Origin of the sequence: Actinopolymorpha sp. B17G11, assembly GCF_040196095.1 — a bacterium.
Taxonomy (GTDB): Bacteria; Actinomycetota; Actinomycetes; order Propionibacteriales; family Actinopolymorphaceae; genus Thermasporomyces.
This window is the reverse complement of the sequence record NZ_JBEFTW010000002.1, coordinates 104,223-119,709: the sequence shown is the minus strand read 5'-3', so window position 1 is coordinate 119,709 and position 15,487 is coordinate 104,223. Positions and strand designations below refer to the sequence as shown.

17 protein-coding genes are annotated in these 15,487 nt (G+C 68.2%); 9 read left to right on the top strand and 8 right to left on the bottom strand.

All coding sequences use genetic code 11. The features are described 5' to 3' along the window. Positions 1–30 precede the first annotated feature (30 nt). The 5 genes from ABN028_RS02945 to ABN028_RS02925 are packed head-to-tail and all read left to right on the top strand — an operon-like array spanning position 31 to position 5,888. Complete coding sequence (locus ABN028_RS02945) at positions 31–987, top strand: ABC transporter permease (protein WP_349326353.1); 957 nt, start codon at positions 31–33, stop codon at positions 985–987. Beyond that, complete coding sequence (locus tag ABN028_RS02940) at positions 984–1,895, top strand: ABC transporter permease (RefSeq protein WP_349695529.1); 912 nt, start codon at positions 984–986, stop codon at positions 1,893–1,895. The genes ABN028_RS02945 and ABN028_RS02940 overlap by 4 nt, the downstream gene beginning before the upstream one ends. Then, positions 1,892–2,971: an ABC transporter ATP-binding protein gene (locus tag ABN028_RS02935; RefSeq protein WP_349695528.1), complete on the top strand. Its 1,080-nt coding sequence runs from the start codon at positions 1,892–1,894 to the stop codon at positions 2,969–2,971. The genes ABN028_RS02940 and ABN028_RS02935 overlap by 4 nt, the downstream gene beginning before the upstream one ends. After that, positions 2,968–4,104, top strand: coding sequence for an ABC transporter ATP-binding protein (locus tag ABN028_RS02930; RefSeq protein WP_349695527.1), 1,137 nt, complete (start codon positions 2,968–2,970; stop codon positions 4,102–4,104). The genes ABN028_RS02935 and ABN028_RS02930 overlap by 4 nt, the downstream gene beginning before the upstream one ends. After that, on the top strand, positions 4,101–5,888 hold the full coding sequence (locus ABN028_RS02925; protein ID WP_349695526.1) for a gamma-glutamyltransferase family protein: 1,788 nt from the start codon (positions 4,101–4,103) through the stop codon (positions 5,886–5,888). The genes ABN028_RS02930 and ABN028_RS02925 overlap by 4 nt, the downstream gene beginning before the upstream one ends. 60 nt (positions 5,889–5,948) lie before the next feature. On the opposite strand, the gene ABN028_RS02920 is transcribed toward ABN028_RS02925, so the two are convergent. Then, the gene (locus tag ABN028_RS02920) at positions 5,949–6,566 is read right to left on the bottom strand and encodes a dihydrofolate reductase family protein (RefSeq protein ID WP_349695525.1); all 618 of its coding nucleotides are present in this window, start codon (positions 6,564–6,566) and stop codon (positions 5,949–5,951) included. 380 nt (positions 6,567–6,946) lie between these two features. On the opposite strand from ABN028_RS02920, the gene ABN028_RS02915 reads away from it, so the two are divergent. Next, positions 6,947–8,041: a DUF1835 domain-containing protein gene (locus ABN028_RS02915; RefSeq protein WP_349326347.1), complete on the top strand. Its 1,095-nt coding sequence runs from the start codon at positions 6,947–6,949 to the stop codon at positions 8,039–8,041. Between the two features lie 50 nt (positions 8,042–8,091). Here the strand turns inward: ABN028_RS02915 and ABN028_RS02910 are convergent, their stop codons facing one another. From ABN028_RS02910 to ABN028_RS02880, 7 genes are all read right to left on the bottom strand, one after another. Then, positions 8,092–9,360, bottom strand: a complete 1,269-nt coding sequence (locus ABN028_RS02910; protein ID WP_349695524.1) for an RNA polymerase sigma factor — start codon at positions 9,358–9,360, stop codon at positions 8,092–8,094. Further along, positions 9,357–9,713 (bottom strand): YciI family protein, encoded by a 357-nt coding sequence (locus ABN028_RS02905; protein WP_349695523.1) that lies wholly within the window; start codon positions 9,711–9,713, stop codon positions 9,357–9,359. Before ABN028_RS02905 ends, ABN028_RS02910 begins: the two co-directional genes overlap by 4 nt. Positions 9,714–9,839: 126 nt before the next feature. Continuing rightward, positions 9,840–10,343: a DinB family protein gene (locus ABN028_RS02900; protein ID WP_349695522.1), complete on the bottom strand. Its 504-nt coding sequence runs from the start codon at positions 10,341–10,343 to the stop codon at positions 9,840–9,842. Positions 10,344–10,364: 21 nt separating this feature from the next. Beyond that, the gene (locus tag ABN028_RS02895; protein WP_349326343.1) at positions 10,365–10,988 is read right to left on the bottom strand and encodes a class I SAM-dependent methyltransferase; all 624 of its coding nucleotides are present in this window, start codon (positions 10,986–10,988) and stop codon (positions 10,365–10,367) included. Positions 10,989–11,050: 62 nt separating this feature from the next. Beyond that, a complete protein-coding gene (locus tag ABN028_RS02890; protein ID WP_349695521.1) occupies positions 11,051–12,823 on the bottom strand; it encodes a proline--tRNA ligase in 1,773 nt (590 codons plus the stop codon). Positions 12,824–12,965: 142 nt separating this feature from the next. Continuing rightward, positions 12,966–13,385, bottom strand: coding sequence for an immunity protein YezG family protein (locus ABN028_RS02885; protein WP_349326341.1), 420 nt, complete (start codon positions 13,383–13,385; stop codon positions 12,966–12,968). A 14-nt stretch (positions 13,386–13,399) separates the two neighbouring features. Then, positions 13,400–13,954 (bottom strand): DNA/RNA non-specific endonuclease, encoded by a 555-nt coding sequence (locus ABN028_RS02880; protein WP_349695520.1) that lies wholly within the window; start codon positions 13,952–13,954, stop codon positions 13,400–13,402. Between the two features lie 191 nt (positions 13,955–14,145). Here ABN028_RS02880 and ABN028_RS02875 point away from each other — a divergent pair, with 191 nt between their 5' ends. Genes ABN028_RS02875 through ABN028_RS02865 form a run of 3 tightly spaced genes read left to right on the top strand, consistent with a single transcriptional unit; the run spans position 14,146 to position 15,486 of the window. Further along, the gene (locus ABN028_RS02875) at positions 14,146–14,622 is read left to right on the top strand and encodes a YbaB/EbfC family nucleoid-associated protein (RefSeq protein WP_349326339.1); all 477 of its coding nucleotides are present in this window, start codon (positions 14,146–14,148) and stop codon (positions 14,620–14,622) included. A gap of 2 nt (positions 14,623–14,624) precedes the next feature. Continuing rightward, complete coding sequence (locus tag ABN028_RS02870) at positions 14,625–14,960, top strand: WXG100 family type VII secretion target (protein WP_349326338.1); 336 nt, start codon at positions 14,625–14,627, stop codon at positions 14,958–14,960. A 37-nt stretch (positions 14,961–14,997) separates the two neighbouring features. Then, positions 14,998–15,486 (top strand): WXG100-like domain-containing protein, encoded by a 489-nt coding sequence (locus ABN028_RS02865; RefSeq protein WP_349695519.1) that lies wholly within the window; start codon positions 14,998–15,000, stop codon positions 15,484–15,486. The last annotated feature ends 1 nt before the right edge of the window (position 15,487 follow it).

Here is a 15,487-nt window from a genome sequence, read left to right as displayed (position 1 = left end):
CAGCCGGGAAGGGAGCGACGTCAGGAACCGATGGGCGCCTATCTCCTGCACCGGTTGTGGCAGTCGGTGGTGACGCTGGTACTCGCCACGGTCGTGGTGTTCGTCGGGATGCGTGCTCTGCCTGGGGATCCGGCCCTCGCCCTCGCCGGCGAGGAACGCGATCCCGCTTCCCTGGCGGCGATCCGGGCGAAGTACGGCCTCGACGACGCGCTTCCCGTGCAGTACTGGCGGTTCGTCGCCAACAGTGTCCGGGGTGATCTCGGGACGTCCATCCGTACCGACACTCCGGTCACCGACATGCTCGCCACGGCGTTGCCGGTCACGCTGGAGCTGTCGATCTTCGCTCTGGCGATAGCCGCGCTGGTGGGCATCGCCGCCGGGGTCGCCGCCGCGGTCCGCCGGGGGAGGTTCACCGAGTGGGTCGCGAACGGCGCGGCCCTTGCCGGGCTGTCGATCCCGAACTTCTGGCTCGGGCTGATCGCGATCCTGTACCTCGCCGTCGCCGTCCGGCTGTTCCCCGCCTCGGGATTCGTTCCCTTCACCGAGGATCCGGTGGCGAACCTCCACCATCTCGTGCTGCCGGCGTTCGTCATCGGCACCGGTCTGGCGGCGGTCATCATGCGACAGACGCGGTCGTCGATGCTGGAGGCGTTGTCGACCGACTACGTACGCACCGCACGGGCGAAGGGGTTGCCCACCCACACGGTCATCATCCGGCACGCGCTGCGGAACAGCCTGATCGTGGTCGTCACGATCGTCGGCCTCCAGTTGGGCGCCCTCATCTCCGGCGCCGTCGTCACCGAACGGATCTTCGGACTGCCGGGCTTCGGCAAGCTCACCATCGACGCCGTGTTCCAGCGCGACTATCCCGTCATCCAGGCGGTCGTGCTCGTCACCGCGACGGCGTACATCGTGATCAACCTCCTGGTCGACCTGCTCTACTCGGTGATCGACCCGCGGATCCGGGTCCGGGGGCGGGAAGGATGAGCGGCGGCGACGTGGCGCTCACCCCGGACGTCCAGCAGGCGGGACCCAGGCCGCCGCGCGGGCGGCGCCTGGTCCGGCGGCTGGTGCGCAACCCACTGGCGCTCACCGGGTTCGCCGTGCTCACGGTGGCTCTGCTGGGTGCGTTGCTCGCCGGGCTGCTCGCGCCCTACGCCCCGGACGAGACGCACTTCGACGTGGCGTTCACCCCACCTGGCTCGGCCGGCTACCTGCTCGGGACCGACGACCTCGGCCGGGACATCTTCTCCCGCATCCTCTTCGGCCTGCAGTCGTCATTGCAGGCGAGCGTGCTCGCCGTCGCCGTCGCGCTCGCGGCCGGGGTACCGTTCGGCCTGGCCGCCGGGTACTCCCCCACCCTCGACGCGGTCATCTCGCGGTTCACCGACCTCGTGCTGGCGTTCCCGTTCCTCATCCTCGCGGTCGGCCTGGCGGCCATTCGCGGGCCGAGTCTCACGAACGCCGCCGTGTCCATCGGGATCGCGCAGATTCCTGGCATGGTGAGAGTCGTGCGCAGCGAGACGCTCCGGCTCAAGTCGCTCGACTTCGTGGCGGCGGCGGTGGTGTCGTCGGCGAGCGACGCGTGGGTGCTGGTCCGGCACATCCTGCCCAACGCGACCTCGGCGATCATCGTGCAGGCGACCGTCGCGATCCCGGTCGCGATCCTCGGCGAGGCCGTGCTGTCGTTCCTCGGCCTGGGCATCCGGCCGCCGCAGCCGAGCCTGGGGACGATGCTGGCCGACGCGCAGCAGTACGCCGCGCGGGCACCGTGGACGGCCATCATCCCCGGGGTGGCGATCATGGTCGTGGCACTGGCGTTCAACCTCTTCGGAGACGGTCTTCGCGACGCCCTCGACCCGCAGACTTCTGCCAGGAGGGCGAACCGCCGGTGACCGCGTTGCCATCCGTTCCCCCGCCGCCGCCCGCGTCGCCGCCCGCCTCGCCGGCGGACGCGAGCAAGGTGCTGACCGTCCGCGACTTCTCCGTCCGCTTCAGCACCGAGGACAGTGTGGTGTCGGCCGTCGACCGGGTGGACCTCGACGTCGGCGCGGGCGAGATCGTCGCCGTGGTGGGTGAGTCGGGCTGCGGCAAGAGCGTCACCGCGCTGGGCCTTGCCGGCCTGCTGCCCGGCACCGCCGAGATCGAGGGGTCGGTCCGGCTCCGCGACCAGGAGCTGGTGGGCGCGCCCGAGCGGGTGCTACGCCCGCTACGGGGGCGCGACGTCACCTACGTCTTCCAGGAGCCGATGACCTCGCTCAACCCGGTGCTCACCGTCGGCCGGCAGATCACCGAGGTCCTGCACGTGCACCAGAAGCTCAGCCGCGCCGCAGCGCGGGCGCGGGCGGTCGAACTCCTCGCCCTGGTGGGGATTCCTTCCCCCGAACGCCGGGTCGACGAGTATCCACACCAGCTCTCCGGCGGCATGCGGCAGCGGGTGGTGATCGCGATGGCGGTGGCCTGCGACCCGACCCTGCTGGTCGCCGATGAGCCAACGACCGCACTCGACGTGACCGTCCAGGCCGGGATCCTCGACGTGATCCGTGACCTGCGCGACCGGCTCGGCACCTCCGTCCTGCTCATCACCCACGACCTCGGGGTGGTGGCCGACATCGCTGACCGCGTGGTCGTGATGTACGCCGGACGAGTCGTCGAACAGGCGCGGGTCGAGGAACTCTTCGCCCGGCCACGACACCACTACACGACGGCGCTGCTCGGTGCGATCCCGACCGCCCGCCGGGGCGAGGGAGACCATCGGCTCCAGGAGATCCCCGGGCTCGTCCCGGTCCTGGAGGCGCCGCCCGACCGGTGTACGTTCGCCGACCGGTGCCCAGGTGCCGACGACCTCTGCCGGTCCAGCCAGCCCACGCTCGCGGAGTCACCCGGCGCCCGGCACGATCACCAGGTCGCCTGCTGGCATCCCGTTCCTGTGACGGTCCCCGGCCACGAGCAGGCGGAGGCGACGACATGAACCGGGCCACGAGCGAGAAGGGCCAAGTGGGCAACGCGATTCCAGCCGGCAGTGCCGGTTCGGCCGACGGCGCGTTCGTCCTCGAACTCGAGGACCTGGTCATGCACTTCGGCCCGGTCCGTGCCGTCGACGGCGTGTCCCTCACCATCCGCCGCGGCTCGGTCGTCGCCCTCGTCGGTGAGTCCGGGTCGGGCAAGTCCACCGTCGGGCGGTGCGTCGTACGCCTGCTCGAACCCACCTCCGGCACGGTCCGGCTGCACGGGACCGACATCACCGGTCTCAGCCGGCGTGGCCTGCGCCCCCACCGGCGCGACGTCGCGATCGTCTTCCAGGATCCCGCCAGCTCCCTGGACCCACGGCTGTCGGTGGGCGCCATCGTGGGTGAACCGTTGCGTCTCCTGCGGCTCGCGCGGTCGAAAGCCGAGCGTGAGGAGATCACCGCCGAGGCGCTCCGCCGGGTCGGGCTGCGGCCGGAGCTGGCACACCGTTATCCACACGAGTTGTCCGGCGGCCAGCGGCAACGCGTGAGCATCGCCAGGGCTCTGGCGTCCTCACCGTCGCTGCTCGTCGCCGACGAACCCACGAGTGCACTCGACGTGTCGGTCCAGGCGTCCGTGCTCAACCTGCTCACGGACCTGCAACGCGACCTCGGGTTCGCGTGCCTGTTCATCACCCACAACCTCGCAGCCGTTGAGTACCTCGCTGACGACGTGGCCGTGATGTACCTCGGCCAGCTCGTCGAACACGGTCCGAGTGCGGCGATCTTCGCCGCGCCCAGACATCCGTACACCCAGGCGTTGCTCTCGGCGGCGCCCGTGCCAGACCCGGGGCGCCAACGCAGCCGTACCCGCGTCGTCCTGTCCGGTGACATCCCGTCCGCGGTGGATCCGCCGCCGGGGTGCAGGTTCCACACGCGGTGCCCGGTCGCCGTCGCGCGGTGCTCGGTGGAGGTGCCGCCGCTCCGCGAGGTCACGGGGCGCCGGGTCGCCTGCCATCTGGTCGGCGACGACGGGAGCGGCCCGGACATCCGCGACGCCGCGGGCACCGGCACCGGCTCCAGCACCGGCTCCGGCACCGGCTCCAGCGCCGGATCCGAGAACGCCGCATCCCTACGCCAGGAGGAGTCCCCATGACGTTCACGACCCGACCGACGCTGCGCGGCACGTTCGGCATGGTGGCCGCGACGCACTGGCTCGCCTCCCAGTCGGCGATGGGCGTACTCGAACGTGGCGGCAACGCCTTCGACGCGGCGACCTGTGCCGGTTTCGTCCTGCACGTGGTCGAGCCGCACCTCAACGGTCCCGGCGGCGAGGTGCCGGCCATCGTCGCGACCGCGGACGACCACATTCCGAAAGTGTTGTGCGGGCAGGGTGTCGCCCCCGGCGGTGCGACGATTGCGCACTTCCACGACCTCGGGCTCGACCTGGTGCCGGGTTCCGGGCCGCTGGCGGCGACGATCCCGGGCGCTGTCGACGCGTGGCTGCTACTCCTGCGCGACCACGGCACCTGGCCGCTGCGCGACGTCCTGGAGCCGGCGATCGGCTACGCGAAGGCTGGACATCCGCTCGCCGCCGGGGCCGCCGCGACGGTCGGGTCCGTCGAGGAACTGTTCCGCGAGCACTGGCACACGTCGGCGGAGCTGTGGCTCCAGGGCGGCAAGCTGCCGCAGGCGCATGCGTTGTTCGCCAATCCGGCGTACGCCTCCACTCTCGAACGCCTGGTCGACGAAGCGGAGGCGGCGGGTACGAACCGGGAGGCGCAGATCGAGGGCGCCCGCGACGCGTGGCGGCATGGCTTCGTGGCGGAGGCGATCGACGTGTTCTCACAGCGGCCGTTCCGGGACTCCAGCGGACGTGACCACAGCGGCCTCGTGACCGGCCACGACCTCGCCACGTGGTCGGCCAACTGGGAGCTCGCCACCACCATGGAGTGGAATGACCTGACCGTCGCGAAGACGCCGGCCTGGGGCCAGGGGCCGGTTCTCCTTCAGGCGTTGGCGATTCTCGATGCGCTGGGTGAACCCGGCGAGCTCGACCTCGGTACCGAACGCGGCGTCCACTTCGTCACCGAGGTGATGAAGCTCGCGATGGCCGACCGGGAGGCGTGGTACGGCGACGTGCTCGACTCCGCGCTTCCTGCCCTGCTGACGAAGCCGTACGCCCGGCAGCGGGCGAGCCTGGTCGGGGCCCTCGCCTCCGACGAGCTCCGCCCCGGCACGCCGCAGGGCCGCACGCCTCGCCTGCCGCAGGCGTACGCGGGGCGACGTGGTTCTGGCCAGGACCTCAGCGGCACCATTGGCGAACCGACCGTCGGTGCGACCGGACGTACCCGCGGTGACACCTGCCACGTCGATGTCGTCGACCGGTGGGGCAACATGATCTCGGCGACGCCGAGCGGTGGCTGGCTGCAGAGCTCGCCGACGATTCCCGAGCTCGGCTTCTGCCTTGGTACGCGCGCGCAGATGTTCTGGCTGGAAGAGGGGCTGCCATCGTCGCTGGCGCCCGGCAAGCGCCCGCGGACCACGCTCTCCCCCACGCTGGTCATGCGGGAAGGTCGTCCGGTCCTCGCCTGCGGCTCACCCGGCGGTGACCAGCAGGACCAGTGGCAACTGCTGTTCCTGCTGCGCCACCTCGCGGGCGGGATGTCGTTGCAGGAGGCGATCGACGCGCCGGCGTGGCATACGGCGAGCTTCCTCGGTTCGTTCTACCCGCGCACGATGGAACCGCGGAGCCTCGTGGTCGAAGACCGGCTCGGCGACTCCGTGATCGCCGGACTCGAACGCCGCGGCCACGTGGTCACCCGCTCCGGCCCGTGGAGTCTCGGCAGGCTGTGCGCGGTGACGCGCGACCCGGACACGGGTGTGGTGGCGGCAGGCGCCAACCCGCGGTCGATGCAGAACTACGCCGTCGGCCGCTGACGCCCCGCCCGCACCACCGGCGCCAGTTGCCGGCGCCAGTTGCCGGCGCCAGTTGCCGGTTCACCTGCGGAGGCGGTACTTCAGGTGGGTGACGTCGGCGGTGTCGACGACTCGTACTTTCTCGAGCTCCACCAGGCTGGGTTGCAGCCGGTCGAACAGTCGGACACCCTGGCCGAACAGCACCGGCACCACGTGCACCTGCAGCTCGTCGAGCAGGCCGGCCTCGAGGAACTGCTGCACGGTGGCGGCGCCACCGGCGATGTCCACGTTCCGGTTACCGGCAGCGGCACGGGCCTGATCGAGGGCACTCTCGATGCCGTCCGTGACGAAGGTGAAGGTCGTACCCCCTTGTCTGACGAGGACGGGGCGTGGCCGGTGCGTGAGGACGAACACCGGTGCCTTGAACGGCGGGTCCTCACCCCACGGCACCTCACCCGTGTCGAACATCGTCCGGCCCATGACCACCGCGCCCGTCGCGTCGAACCACTCGCCGATGATCTCCGAGTCTCGATTGTGGGCGCCGCCGGCGAGACCCTGCCGCTCCCGCCAGCTCGCCAGTCCGGCGAACCACGCGTGCAGCCATTCGCCGCTGTCGCCCGCCGGGTTGCCCACCCCGGCGTTCGGTCCGGCGATGAACCCGTCCAGCGACATCGCCAGGTCCGCGGTGACTGTGGTCATCGTCTCCTCCTCTGTGCGGTGAACCAGTGTGCGGTGAATCAACGAGCGGCAAACCCGGTGTGGTGAACCCAGGCTCGCTCGGTGCGGACCAGGTGGTCCTTCACCAAGAGGTCGGTTCCGCGGCCCGACCCTCGACATCGCCCGGCGGACGAGTGACGGACGAATGAGGTCGTACGCCCGAGGATCCCTCGCGCGACTTCGTCTATGCTGACCTCTGGCGAGCCACCCACGCCGAACCTCCTCAGATCCTCCCCAGCGGGATCGCCTCAGGGGGCAAAGGGGAACCGACCTCGGTGTGGATCATGATCACCTGTCACCGCGACCATGCCCGACTTCGCTGGGGGAAGCTCGGTGCAGGGTCATCGGAGGAGACAGGCGACATGACCAGAGAATCTGCCTTCAAACAACGCGTTCGCGCCCGCATGGCGAAGACCGGCGAGAGTTACGCCACCGCCCGGGCCCACCTCCACACTCACCAAGCGCAAGCCCAGGTTGACAACCGCTCGGGCGTCCTGCACGTCACCAACGGCGACGCCACGGTGGCGCCCCTGCGCGCTGCCGGGATCGTGGAACCGATCCTGCCGTGGCGCGACGTCCTCCACGAAGGCCCGGTGCCGAGCGGGCTCGCCGACGCCGAACTGCGCAGGGTACGGGCGGAGTTCATCGCCGGCGAGGACTGGGGCGACCTCCCGGACATCCTCCGTGGCTTCGAGGACCGCGACCAGCAGCTCGCCGACCATGCAAACGATCAGCTGGTGTTGTGGTTCGAGGCCGATCTGTACGACCAGCTGCAGCTCATCGAGGTCCTCGCCCGGCTGCGCCGGCTCGGCGTCGCACCTGAGCGGATCTCACTCGTATCAGCGGGCGAGTTTCCCGGAATCGCGCATTTCGGGGGTCTCGGGCAGCTTCAGGCCGCCGATCTTCTTCGGCTCCGCGAGGACGAGATCACCGTCACGCAGGAGGCGCTGGACATCGCCGCCACGGCGTGGGATGCGTTCACCTCACCGAATCCGTCAGGGCTTGCGCGCGTCGCGCGCATCGAGTCGCCGGTCCTGCGCTACCTGGGTGAGGCGTTCGGCCGACTCATGCAGGAGTACCCGGCTCTTACGGATGGGCTTTCCCTTACGCAGCGGCGGATCCTGCTCGCCGTCGAGGACGGCGCCGAGAACGCCGGCGCCGCATTCGCCGAGGTGGGGCGCCGGGAACGCCGACCGTACCTCGGCGACTGGCCCTGTTTCGCGATCATGCGCGGCCTCGCATCGGGGCGTCAACCTCTCCTTGCGCTTGGTGAGGGTGCGGACTTTGCCAGGCGTACGGTCGAGTTGACCGACGCCGGGCACGAGGTCCTCGCCGGGCGTGCCGACCAGCTTGCGTACAACGGCATCGACCGCTGGATCGGTGGCGTCCACCTGACCGACGCCGAGACCGCCTGGCGCTACGACGAACGCCGGGAGATCATCCTGGCCCAGCCTTGACTCGAGGATGGCGCGCTGCTCCATCGGCCACTCGAAACGGGTCGATCACGTCACTGGACAGACCTCAGTCGCTCCGACAGAAACTCGCGCTCGGCGTTGTTCTCGGTCAGTTCCAGCGCCCGTTGGTATGCCTCAGCGGCCTGTGGGAGACGACCGAGTCGTACGAGCAGGTCTGCCTTGACCGCTGGTAGGTACTGGTATCCGGCGAGTTGCCCGGCGCTCTCCAACGCTTCCACCTCTGCCAGCGCAGCCTCCGGACCGGAGACCTTGGACAGGGGGACGGCCCGATTCAACCCGACAACGGGTGACGGCCACACGTCGAGCAGCTTGTCGTAGAGGGCAACGATCTGCGACCAGTCGGTTTCGTCGTACGACGGCGCCTCGGCGTAGAGGGAGGCAATCGCGGCCTGCAGGACATAGCGCCCCGGCTGGCCGCTACGTAGTGCACCGACGATCAGATCGTGGGCTTCGGCGATAGCCGCTCGATCCCACAGCGATCGGTCCTGCTCCTCCAACCGCAACAGCCGTCCGTTCCCGGAAACCCGGGTGAAGCGTCGTGCATCGATGACCAACAACAGCGCGAGCAGTCCTCGCACCTCCGGCTCGTCGGGCATCAGCTCGCGCAGCATCCGGGTCAGGTGCAGCGCGAGGTCAACCAGATCGGCCTTCACCAACGCCGCTCCGGACGGCGCGGTGTGCCCGGTCGTGAACAGCAGATGGATCACGCCGAGCACCGCCCCCAACCTGTCAGGCAGCTCGGCTGACCGCGGCACGCGATAAGGAATTCGGGCTCCACTGATCTTCTTCTTGGCCCGGGTGATTCGAGCGGCCATCGTCGGCTCGGAAACGAGAAATGCGCGCGCGATTTCCGGCGTCGTCACCCCGCACACCAATCGCAGGGTGAGGGCAACCTGTGCCTCCTGCGCAAGTGCCGGATGGCAACACGTGAAGATCAGGCGCAGCCGTTCATCCGGAACGACGTCTTCTGGATCTTCGCTTTCCCTTTGCAGCTCGTCCATGGCAGTGTCCTCGACCGAGACGTCGGGTTCGACCAGCAACGGCAACTTCGAGCGGAACGTCTGATCCCGCCGGAGGGCGTCCATCGCACGCCGTTTCGCCGCAGTCGTGAGCCAGGCCGCCGGGTTGTTCGGAATGCCCTCGCGAGTCCAGCTCTCCAGCGCGGTTGCGTACGCCTCCTGCACGCACTCCTCGGCGAGGTCCAACTCTCGTGCAACGCGCACCGTCGCGGCGACCACAAGGGCCCACTCACGACGGTGCGCGTCGACGATCGCCGATTCGACCGCTGCACGGTCCGTCATTCGGTCGTACGCTCCACGACGCCACCACTGTGAACGGGCCGCACCTCCACCCCGCCACCCTCGCGAATCGCTGGGTTGGTGCCGGCGATTGCCAGGGCCGCGTCCAGATCCGGCGCCTCGATGATGTAGAAGCCGGCAACGATTTCCTTGGAATCGATGAAGGGGCCATCGGTGATCGAGTCGGCACGAATCGAGGTCGCCATGTCCCGAGGGGTCAAGGCGTAGGCCACCACCATCGAGTTCGCAGCCACCAACTCCTGTGCGTGCTGGTCACAGGACCCGGTGTCAGCAGGCGTGGCCTCCGGAGCGTGGGCGGAGTCGTTCGCGTAGATCAGAACCGCGTACTGAGCCATGGCGGCTCTCCTTCCAGCAGGTGCGCTTGGTCCGTACGCCTCTACGTCGGACGACTGACGTGGATTCGACAGACTGTAGGAGAATGCTTCGAAAGTCACGTTGCATAGTCAACAGAGTGCGGATAGTCACGGATCCTGCGCGGTGATGGCATCGGTGAGCAGGTCGAGATGGCCCGTGTGGCACGCCGTCTCCTCGAGCATGTGCACCATGACCCAGCGAAGTGTCACGGGGCCCTTACCGAACGAGGGGCGGGGCGCGGTGGTGTCGAGTGTGGGAAGTCGGCTGGCGACCTGACGACTACGGGCGCAGGCCGCCCGGTACAGCGCGGAAAGCTCCTCGACTGTGTCGCTTTCCGCCGACTCGAAGGCCCACCGCGGCTGGGTGTCGATCGGCGCAGACGCCCACGGCTCAGGAAGTTCGCCTCCTCCGATCCGTGCAATGAACCAGTGATCCTCCATGTGCGCGAGATGCTTCACGACCCCACCGGGCGTCAGGTCTGTAGCCGGCAAACTCTTCGTTCGCGCCTGCGCGTCCGAGAGCCGTTCGAGTCGCGAGAGTGCCCGGCGACGATACTGATCGAGGAACTGGCCGAGCGTCGTGCGCTCATCGGCGTCGAGCTCTGGGTACATAAGCAGGGCTCCGCGTGGCGTTCAGGGGTGGGGTTTGCTGGCGATCACCCACTGGTAGGTCACATGGCCGCCATGCCAGGTGACGATCTCGTCGGTCAGGAGGGTGAGTCCGGTGTCGAGGAGCATGCGACGGTTGGTTGCGGCCCCGTAGCTGCTGCTGACCATCGGTGCACCAAGCATGTCATGGATGACGTCATGGTCTCGGTGGCCGAGGCTGGCGAGGAGGTGGCCGCCGGGTCGCAGCCACTCCGCGATGCGCTGGAGCAGGTCTGCGTGCTGGGTACGCGGGACGTGGGGAATCGAGTAGAAGGCGGTCACCAGGTCGAAGCTGGCGGGCGCGAATGTGACCGTGGACATGCTGGACTTGATGAACCGGGCCTTGGGAACGTTGCGGCGGGCCAGTTCGAGCTGGGCGGCGGATATGTCGACTCCTACTGCGTCACCGCGTTCGGCGAGCAAGGCCGTGCAGGGCACACCGGCTCCGCAACCGAGATCGAGAGCGGCAGGCCGAGTGGGAAAGAGCGTCAGGACATCGTTGAGGTAACGCAGGCGCGGGTCGTCCTCGACCTGGTTGATCCAGTCCAGATACCGCGCAGCGATCTCGTCATAGCCGGCTTCGACGACTTCCTCGGAGTTGGGTCCCATCGGCCCGACGCTAACCGGGATCGCACCGATCGCCGATGGATTTTCCGTCCGGTTGCAGAGGATCAGGACTCTGCGCAGACCTCGACCAGGTGGTCGACCACATCGTCGATCGGCAGGTCGATCCGCTCGCTGGTTCGCCGGTCCTTGATCTCGACCTTGCCGTCGACGATCCTGCGACCGCAGGTCACGATCGTGGGTATGCCGATCAGGTCGGCGTCGTTGAACTTCTCTCCCGGGCTGGCCGCGTGCCGGTCGTCGAGCAGCACCCGGATGCCCTTCGCATCCAGGTCGGCGGCAAGTCGTTCGGCCACCTCGAACGGTGCGTCGGTCTTGCCGGTCGCCACGATGTGCACGTCGGCCGGGCTGATCTCGCGCGGCCAGATGAGCCCCTTGGCATCGTGGTTGTTCTCCGCGATCGCCGCGAGCGCCCGGCTGACGCCGAGGCCGTAGCACCCCATCGTGACGACGACCTGCTTGCCGTGCTCGTCGAGGACTTTGAGGTCGAGCGCCTCGGCGTACTTGGTCCCGAGCGCGAAGATGTGCCCGATCTCGATCCCGCGGGCCATCGCCAGCGGCCTGCCGCACCGTGGACACGGATCGCCCGCGCGGACCTCGGCGGCGAGGACGGTGCCGTCGCCGTCGAAGTCGCGACCGGCAACGAGATCGACCACGTGCTTGTCGGGTTCGTTGGCGCCGGTGACCCAGCGGGTGCCCGGGACCACGCGTGGGTCGAGCAGGTAACGCACCTTGGCGGTCTTGGTCTCGCCCAGCGCCTCCGGTCCGATGTAGCCCCGGACCAGCCCAGGGTAGGCGGCGAAGTCCTCGTCCGTCGCGGCGGCGAGGGCGGAGGGATAGACCTGGGCGCCGAGCCGCTTCTCGTCGACGTCGCGGTCGCCCGGGACGCCGACCGCGAGCAGCTCGAAGTCACCGCCGGGGTGGACGACCTTGACGATGACGTTCTTCAACGTGTCGGAAGCCTGCCACGGCCGGTCCTCCCGCCTCAGGTCCGGCTGGGAGTTGAGGTAGTCGACGAGCGAGTCGATCGTCGGCGTGTCGGGAGTGTCCTCGACGTGGGCGACGGGCGCGTCGGCGTAGGCGAGGGCCTCAGGCACCGGGACGCCGACGGCCTCTGTGTTGCTCGCGTAGTCGCACGAGGTGCACCGGACGTAGGTGTCCTCGCCCACCTCGCACGGCGACAGGAACTCCTCGCTGAGCGAGCCACCCATCGCCCCCGACATGGCCGAGACGATGACGTAGTCGAGGCCGAGCCGGTCGAAGGTCTGCTGGTAGGCCACACGATGCTTGTCGTACGACGTCTGCAGCCCCGCGTCGTCGATGTCGAACGAATAGGAGTCCTTCATCGAGAACTCCCGCCCGCGCAGGATCCCGGCCCGGGGCCGCGCCTCGTCGCGGAACTTCCACTGGATCTGGTAGATCGACAGCGGAAGGTCTTTGTAGGACGAGTAGAGGTCCTTCACCAGCAGGGTGAAGATCTCCTCATGGGTCGGGCCGAGCAGCATGTCGTTGCCCTTGCGGTCGCGCAGCCGAAAGAGGAGGTCGCCGTACTCGGTCCAGCGGCCGGTCCGTTCGTACGGCTCCCGTGGCAGCAGCGCCGGCAGGTGGATCTCCTGAAAGCCAGCGGCGTCCATCTCCTCCCGCACGATCCGCTCGACGTTGAGGTAGGTACGCCAGCCGAGCGGCAGCCAGGAGTAGATGCCCGGCGCGGTCCGGCGGATGTAGCCTGCGCGCACCAGCAGTCGGTGGCTCGGTACCTCGGCGTCCGCCGGATCCTCGCGTAGCGTGCGAAGGAACAGCGTCGACATCCGCAGGATCACGGCATTTTCCCCTCAGTGGGCTCATGGCGTCATCGCCATGTGACAGATCCTGCCGAGGATACCGACACCATGGCGGCAGCACGCCACGGGTTTCCCTCGTGCCGCACCCAGAGGACTGCGCTGGGAGCTCGCTGACACCGGGTTAGGGCGTGTCGGCGGGTCTCGGCATCCAGGCTGGGATGAGCTCCCGATCACGGGGGTACTTCTCGAGATCCTCCAGATAGTCCTCATCGAGGACACCGGTGAGGTTGGGCTTGGAGTCGTAGTCGAAGTCGACGCCGAACTTCCCGCTGCTGTCCATCTGGAACCGGGCCTTGTACCAAGCTCCCTTGCCGGGTTCGTACATCTCGCCGCGAAGCTCCGTGAAGAGGGGATAGAGCTCGTCGGGCACCTCGAAGGCAACCAAGTCCCCACCCGCTGCCGTGTAGGCGCAGGCGAAGCGGGACGAGAAGTCGATCATCTCGCACTCGACGTCCACAGACTCCCACTCGTCCGGGAGTTCATCGACGAGCGCCTGGCCGATTGCCTGAAAGAGCTCGCCGTGACCGTTGTGGTCCGCCACCAACCCTCATCCTCTCAGCGGTTCGCGAACACTTGCGTCACCGTACGCGAACCTCCGTTTGGCTCGGTGACGGTATGGGTCACTTTGAACCAATCAGGCCGTTCCCCGTCGCCCTGGTACTTCGGGACGATCTTAACGTCCACCTGGTTGCCGGCGAGCAGCTCGCGTTCCCATTGGTCCTCCATAGCCTGCCAGCGACCGCCACTGTTGAGTCGTCCGGTCATCGGGACCATGTTGATGCCTTCACCGGCGCCACCGAACCGGGTTCCGAACAGGTGACCACCGTGGTCACCAGGGCGCCCCACGCCGGTTCCCGCCATCTGCTGCTGGCGCCGGTGCCGCGAGCCCTTGTTCAAGACCAACCGCCCTTCGGCACGGCTGACTCGCCCGCGCCCGTCGGTCATGTAGACGTAGTTGCTGCCCGCACGCGGGTTGTAGACGTGATGGATCTCGTTGGGCTTCCACCGGTTGTGGATTCTCCTGTGCTGCCGGTAGCGCATGATGTTCGGATTCCAGTTGCGGGAGCGCCCCGCGCCCTCCACATGCACTCTGGGCCGATGCCCAGACATCTTCTCCAGCTTCCGCACGATCGCGCGTGCGATCTTGGTAGATCCGCGCGCCCCGCCTCGCACCCGTGCCACAACAGGCCCTCCCGTCATCGGGTCTGCGGACAATTTATGCTAAGAAGGCGATCACGTGAAACTTGTTCACAGGGTTGCGGTACCGAAACGATCACGCCTTGGTTACCCTCGTAGAAGCCATGACGAGGCCGGCATGGCTGGTGTCGCACACGATCGGGGGTACTGCGATGGCGGACGTCAGCGCGAGCGATTTCGACCGGCTCTTCAGCGAGTCACTCGCCGCCCTGCGACCGATTGTCGAGCAGGACGACGAGAGTGACGAACGTACAGAACAGGTCCGCGGAGTCGGTGAAGCGCTCGACGGCCACGTCCGGGTCACCGCGAAGCCCGGCGGGCGGCTCGAGTCGGTCGAGCTGAACCCGCGGGCGCTGCGCTCGGACTCCGCATCGCTTGCCGAGGCATTCCTGACCGCCGCGAACGCCGCGCTGGAAGATCTCCAACAGCGCCTTTCCGCCGCACTGCCTGACGTACCCGACCAGCAACAGCTGATGGAACGCCTGCAGGAGTTCCAGAACCAGTCAGTGGCCCAGATGCAGCGTTACCTGACCGCCATCGCCGACGTGCAGGACCGGCTCGACCGGGATGACAGGGGCTAGCCATGGCAGGAGAAAAGGTCGACGTCGGCTGGACGCAACTCAACCGTGCGGCTGGCGACGTCGACGAGGTGGCACAGCGACTCGGCCGCGAACTACGGGCAACCCAGGATGAGATCGCCGGCTACGGCCAACCCTGGGGCGGCGACGAGCTCGGCATGCTGATCGGTGCGACGCACGACGCGGTGTCGGAGCTCGCGTTCGAGAAGCTCGGCGAGCTCCAGGAGGACCTCGTCTCGCACGCCGAGGCGCTCGACGGTGTGGCGGCCACCTACCGCGACAACGAGACGGCCGGGCAGGAGATGTTCAACCAGGTGGGCAACGGCCTGGACGCCGTCTGATCGGGCGCCCGGCGATTTGACAAGGGGGTAGGCACAAGTGGGACTCCAGCTTCCGGGTGAGCTGGTCGGCGTGCTGGGCATGATCGGCATCAACTGGCCCGAGGCCGATGAGGAGAAGCTGTTCAAGATGGGCCAGACCTGGCTCGACTTCTCCGGCAACCTCGGGGGCATCTCCACCGACGCCGAGAAGGCCGCGCTCCAGGTGTGGACGGGTCACGAGGGTCCAGCGGTCGAAGCGTTCAAGCAGATGTGGGACGAGCACGGTGGCACCAGGAATCTCGACATCGCGTCGAACGCCGGCATGGGGTTCGGTCTCGGGCTCTTCCTCTACGCAGCGATCGTGCTGGTGCTGAAGATCAACGCCATGATCCAGCTGGTGATCCTCGCCATCGCGATCGCCCAGGCGATCGCCACCGCCGTGGCGACATTCGGCGCCTCACTTGTGCAGATCCCGATCTTCCGCCAGATCACCAAGACGATCATCGAGACCTTGCTCGAGTCGGCGATCTGGCAGGTCATCGGCTGAG

Bases quoted from the DNA above. Each gene is read 5' to 3' on its own strand.
- ABN028_RS02880 (WP_349695520.1), bottom strand. From the start codon at position 13,954: ATGTCTGGGCATCGGCCCAGAGTGCATGTGGAGGGCGCGGGGCGCTCC.
- ABN028_RS02925 (WP_349695526.1), top strand. From the start codon at position 4,101: ATGACGTTCACGACCCGACCGACGCTGCGCGGCACGTTCGGCATGGTG.
- ABN028_RS02895 (WP_349326343.1), bottom strand. From the start codon at position 10,988: ATGGGACCCAACTCCGAGGAAGTCGTCGAAGCCGGCTATGACGAGATC.
- ABN028_RS02910 (WP_349695524.1), bottom strand. From the start codon at position 9,360: ATGACGGACCGTGCAGCGGTCGAATCGGCGATCGTCGACGCGCACCGT.
- ABN028_RS02900 (WP_349695522.1), bottom strand. From the start codon at position 10,343: ATGTACCCAGAGCTCGACGCCGATGAGCGCACGACGCTCGGCCAGTTC.
- ABN028_RS02875 (WP_349326339.1), top strand. From the start codon at position 14,146: ATGACGAGGCCGGCATGGCTGGTGTCGCACACGATCGGGGGTACTGCG.
- ABN028_RS02920 (WP_349695525.1), bottom strand. From the start codon at position 6,566: ATGACCACAGTCACCGCGGACCTGGCGATGTCGCTGGACGGGTTCATC.
- ABN028_RS02930 (WP_349695527.1), top strand. From the start codon at position 2,968: ATGAACCGGGCCACGAGCGAGAAGGGCCAAGTGGGCAACGCGATTCCA.
- ABN028_RS02915 (WP_349326347.1), top strand. From the start codon at position 6,947: ATGACCAGAGAATCTGCCTTCAAACAACGCGTTCGCGCCCGCATGGCG.
- ABN028_RS02870 (WP_349326338.1), top strand. From the start codon at position 14,625: ATGGCAGGAGAAAAGGTCGACGTCGGCTGGACGCAACTCAACCGTGCG.
- ABN028_RS02945 (WP_349326353.1), top strand. From the start codon at position 31: ATGGGCGCCTATCTCCTGCACCGGTTGTGGCAGTCGGTGGTGACGCTG.
- ABN028_RS02940 (WP_349695529.1), top strand. From the start codon at position 984: ATGAGCGGCGGCGACGTGGCGCTCACCCCGGACGTCCAGCAGGCGGGA.
- ABN028_RS02905 (WP_349695523.1), bottom strand. From the start codon at position 9,713: ATGGCTCAGTACGCGGTTCTGATCTACGCGAACGACTCCGCCCACGCT.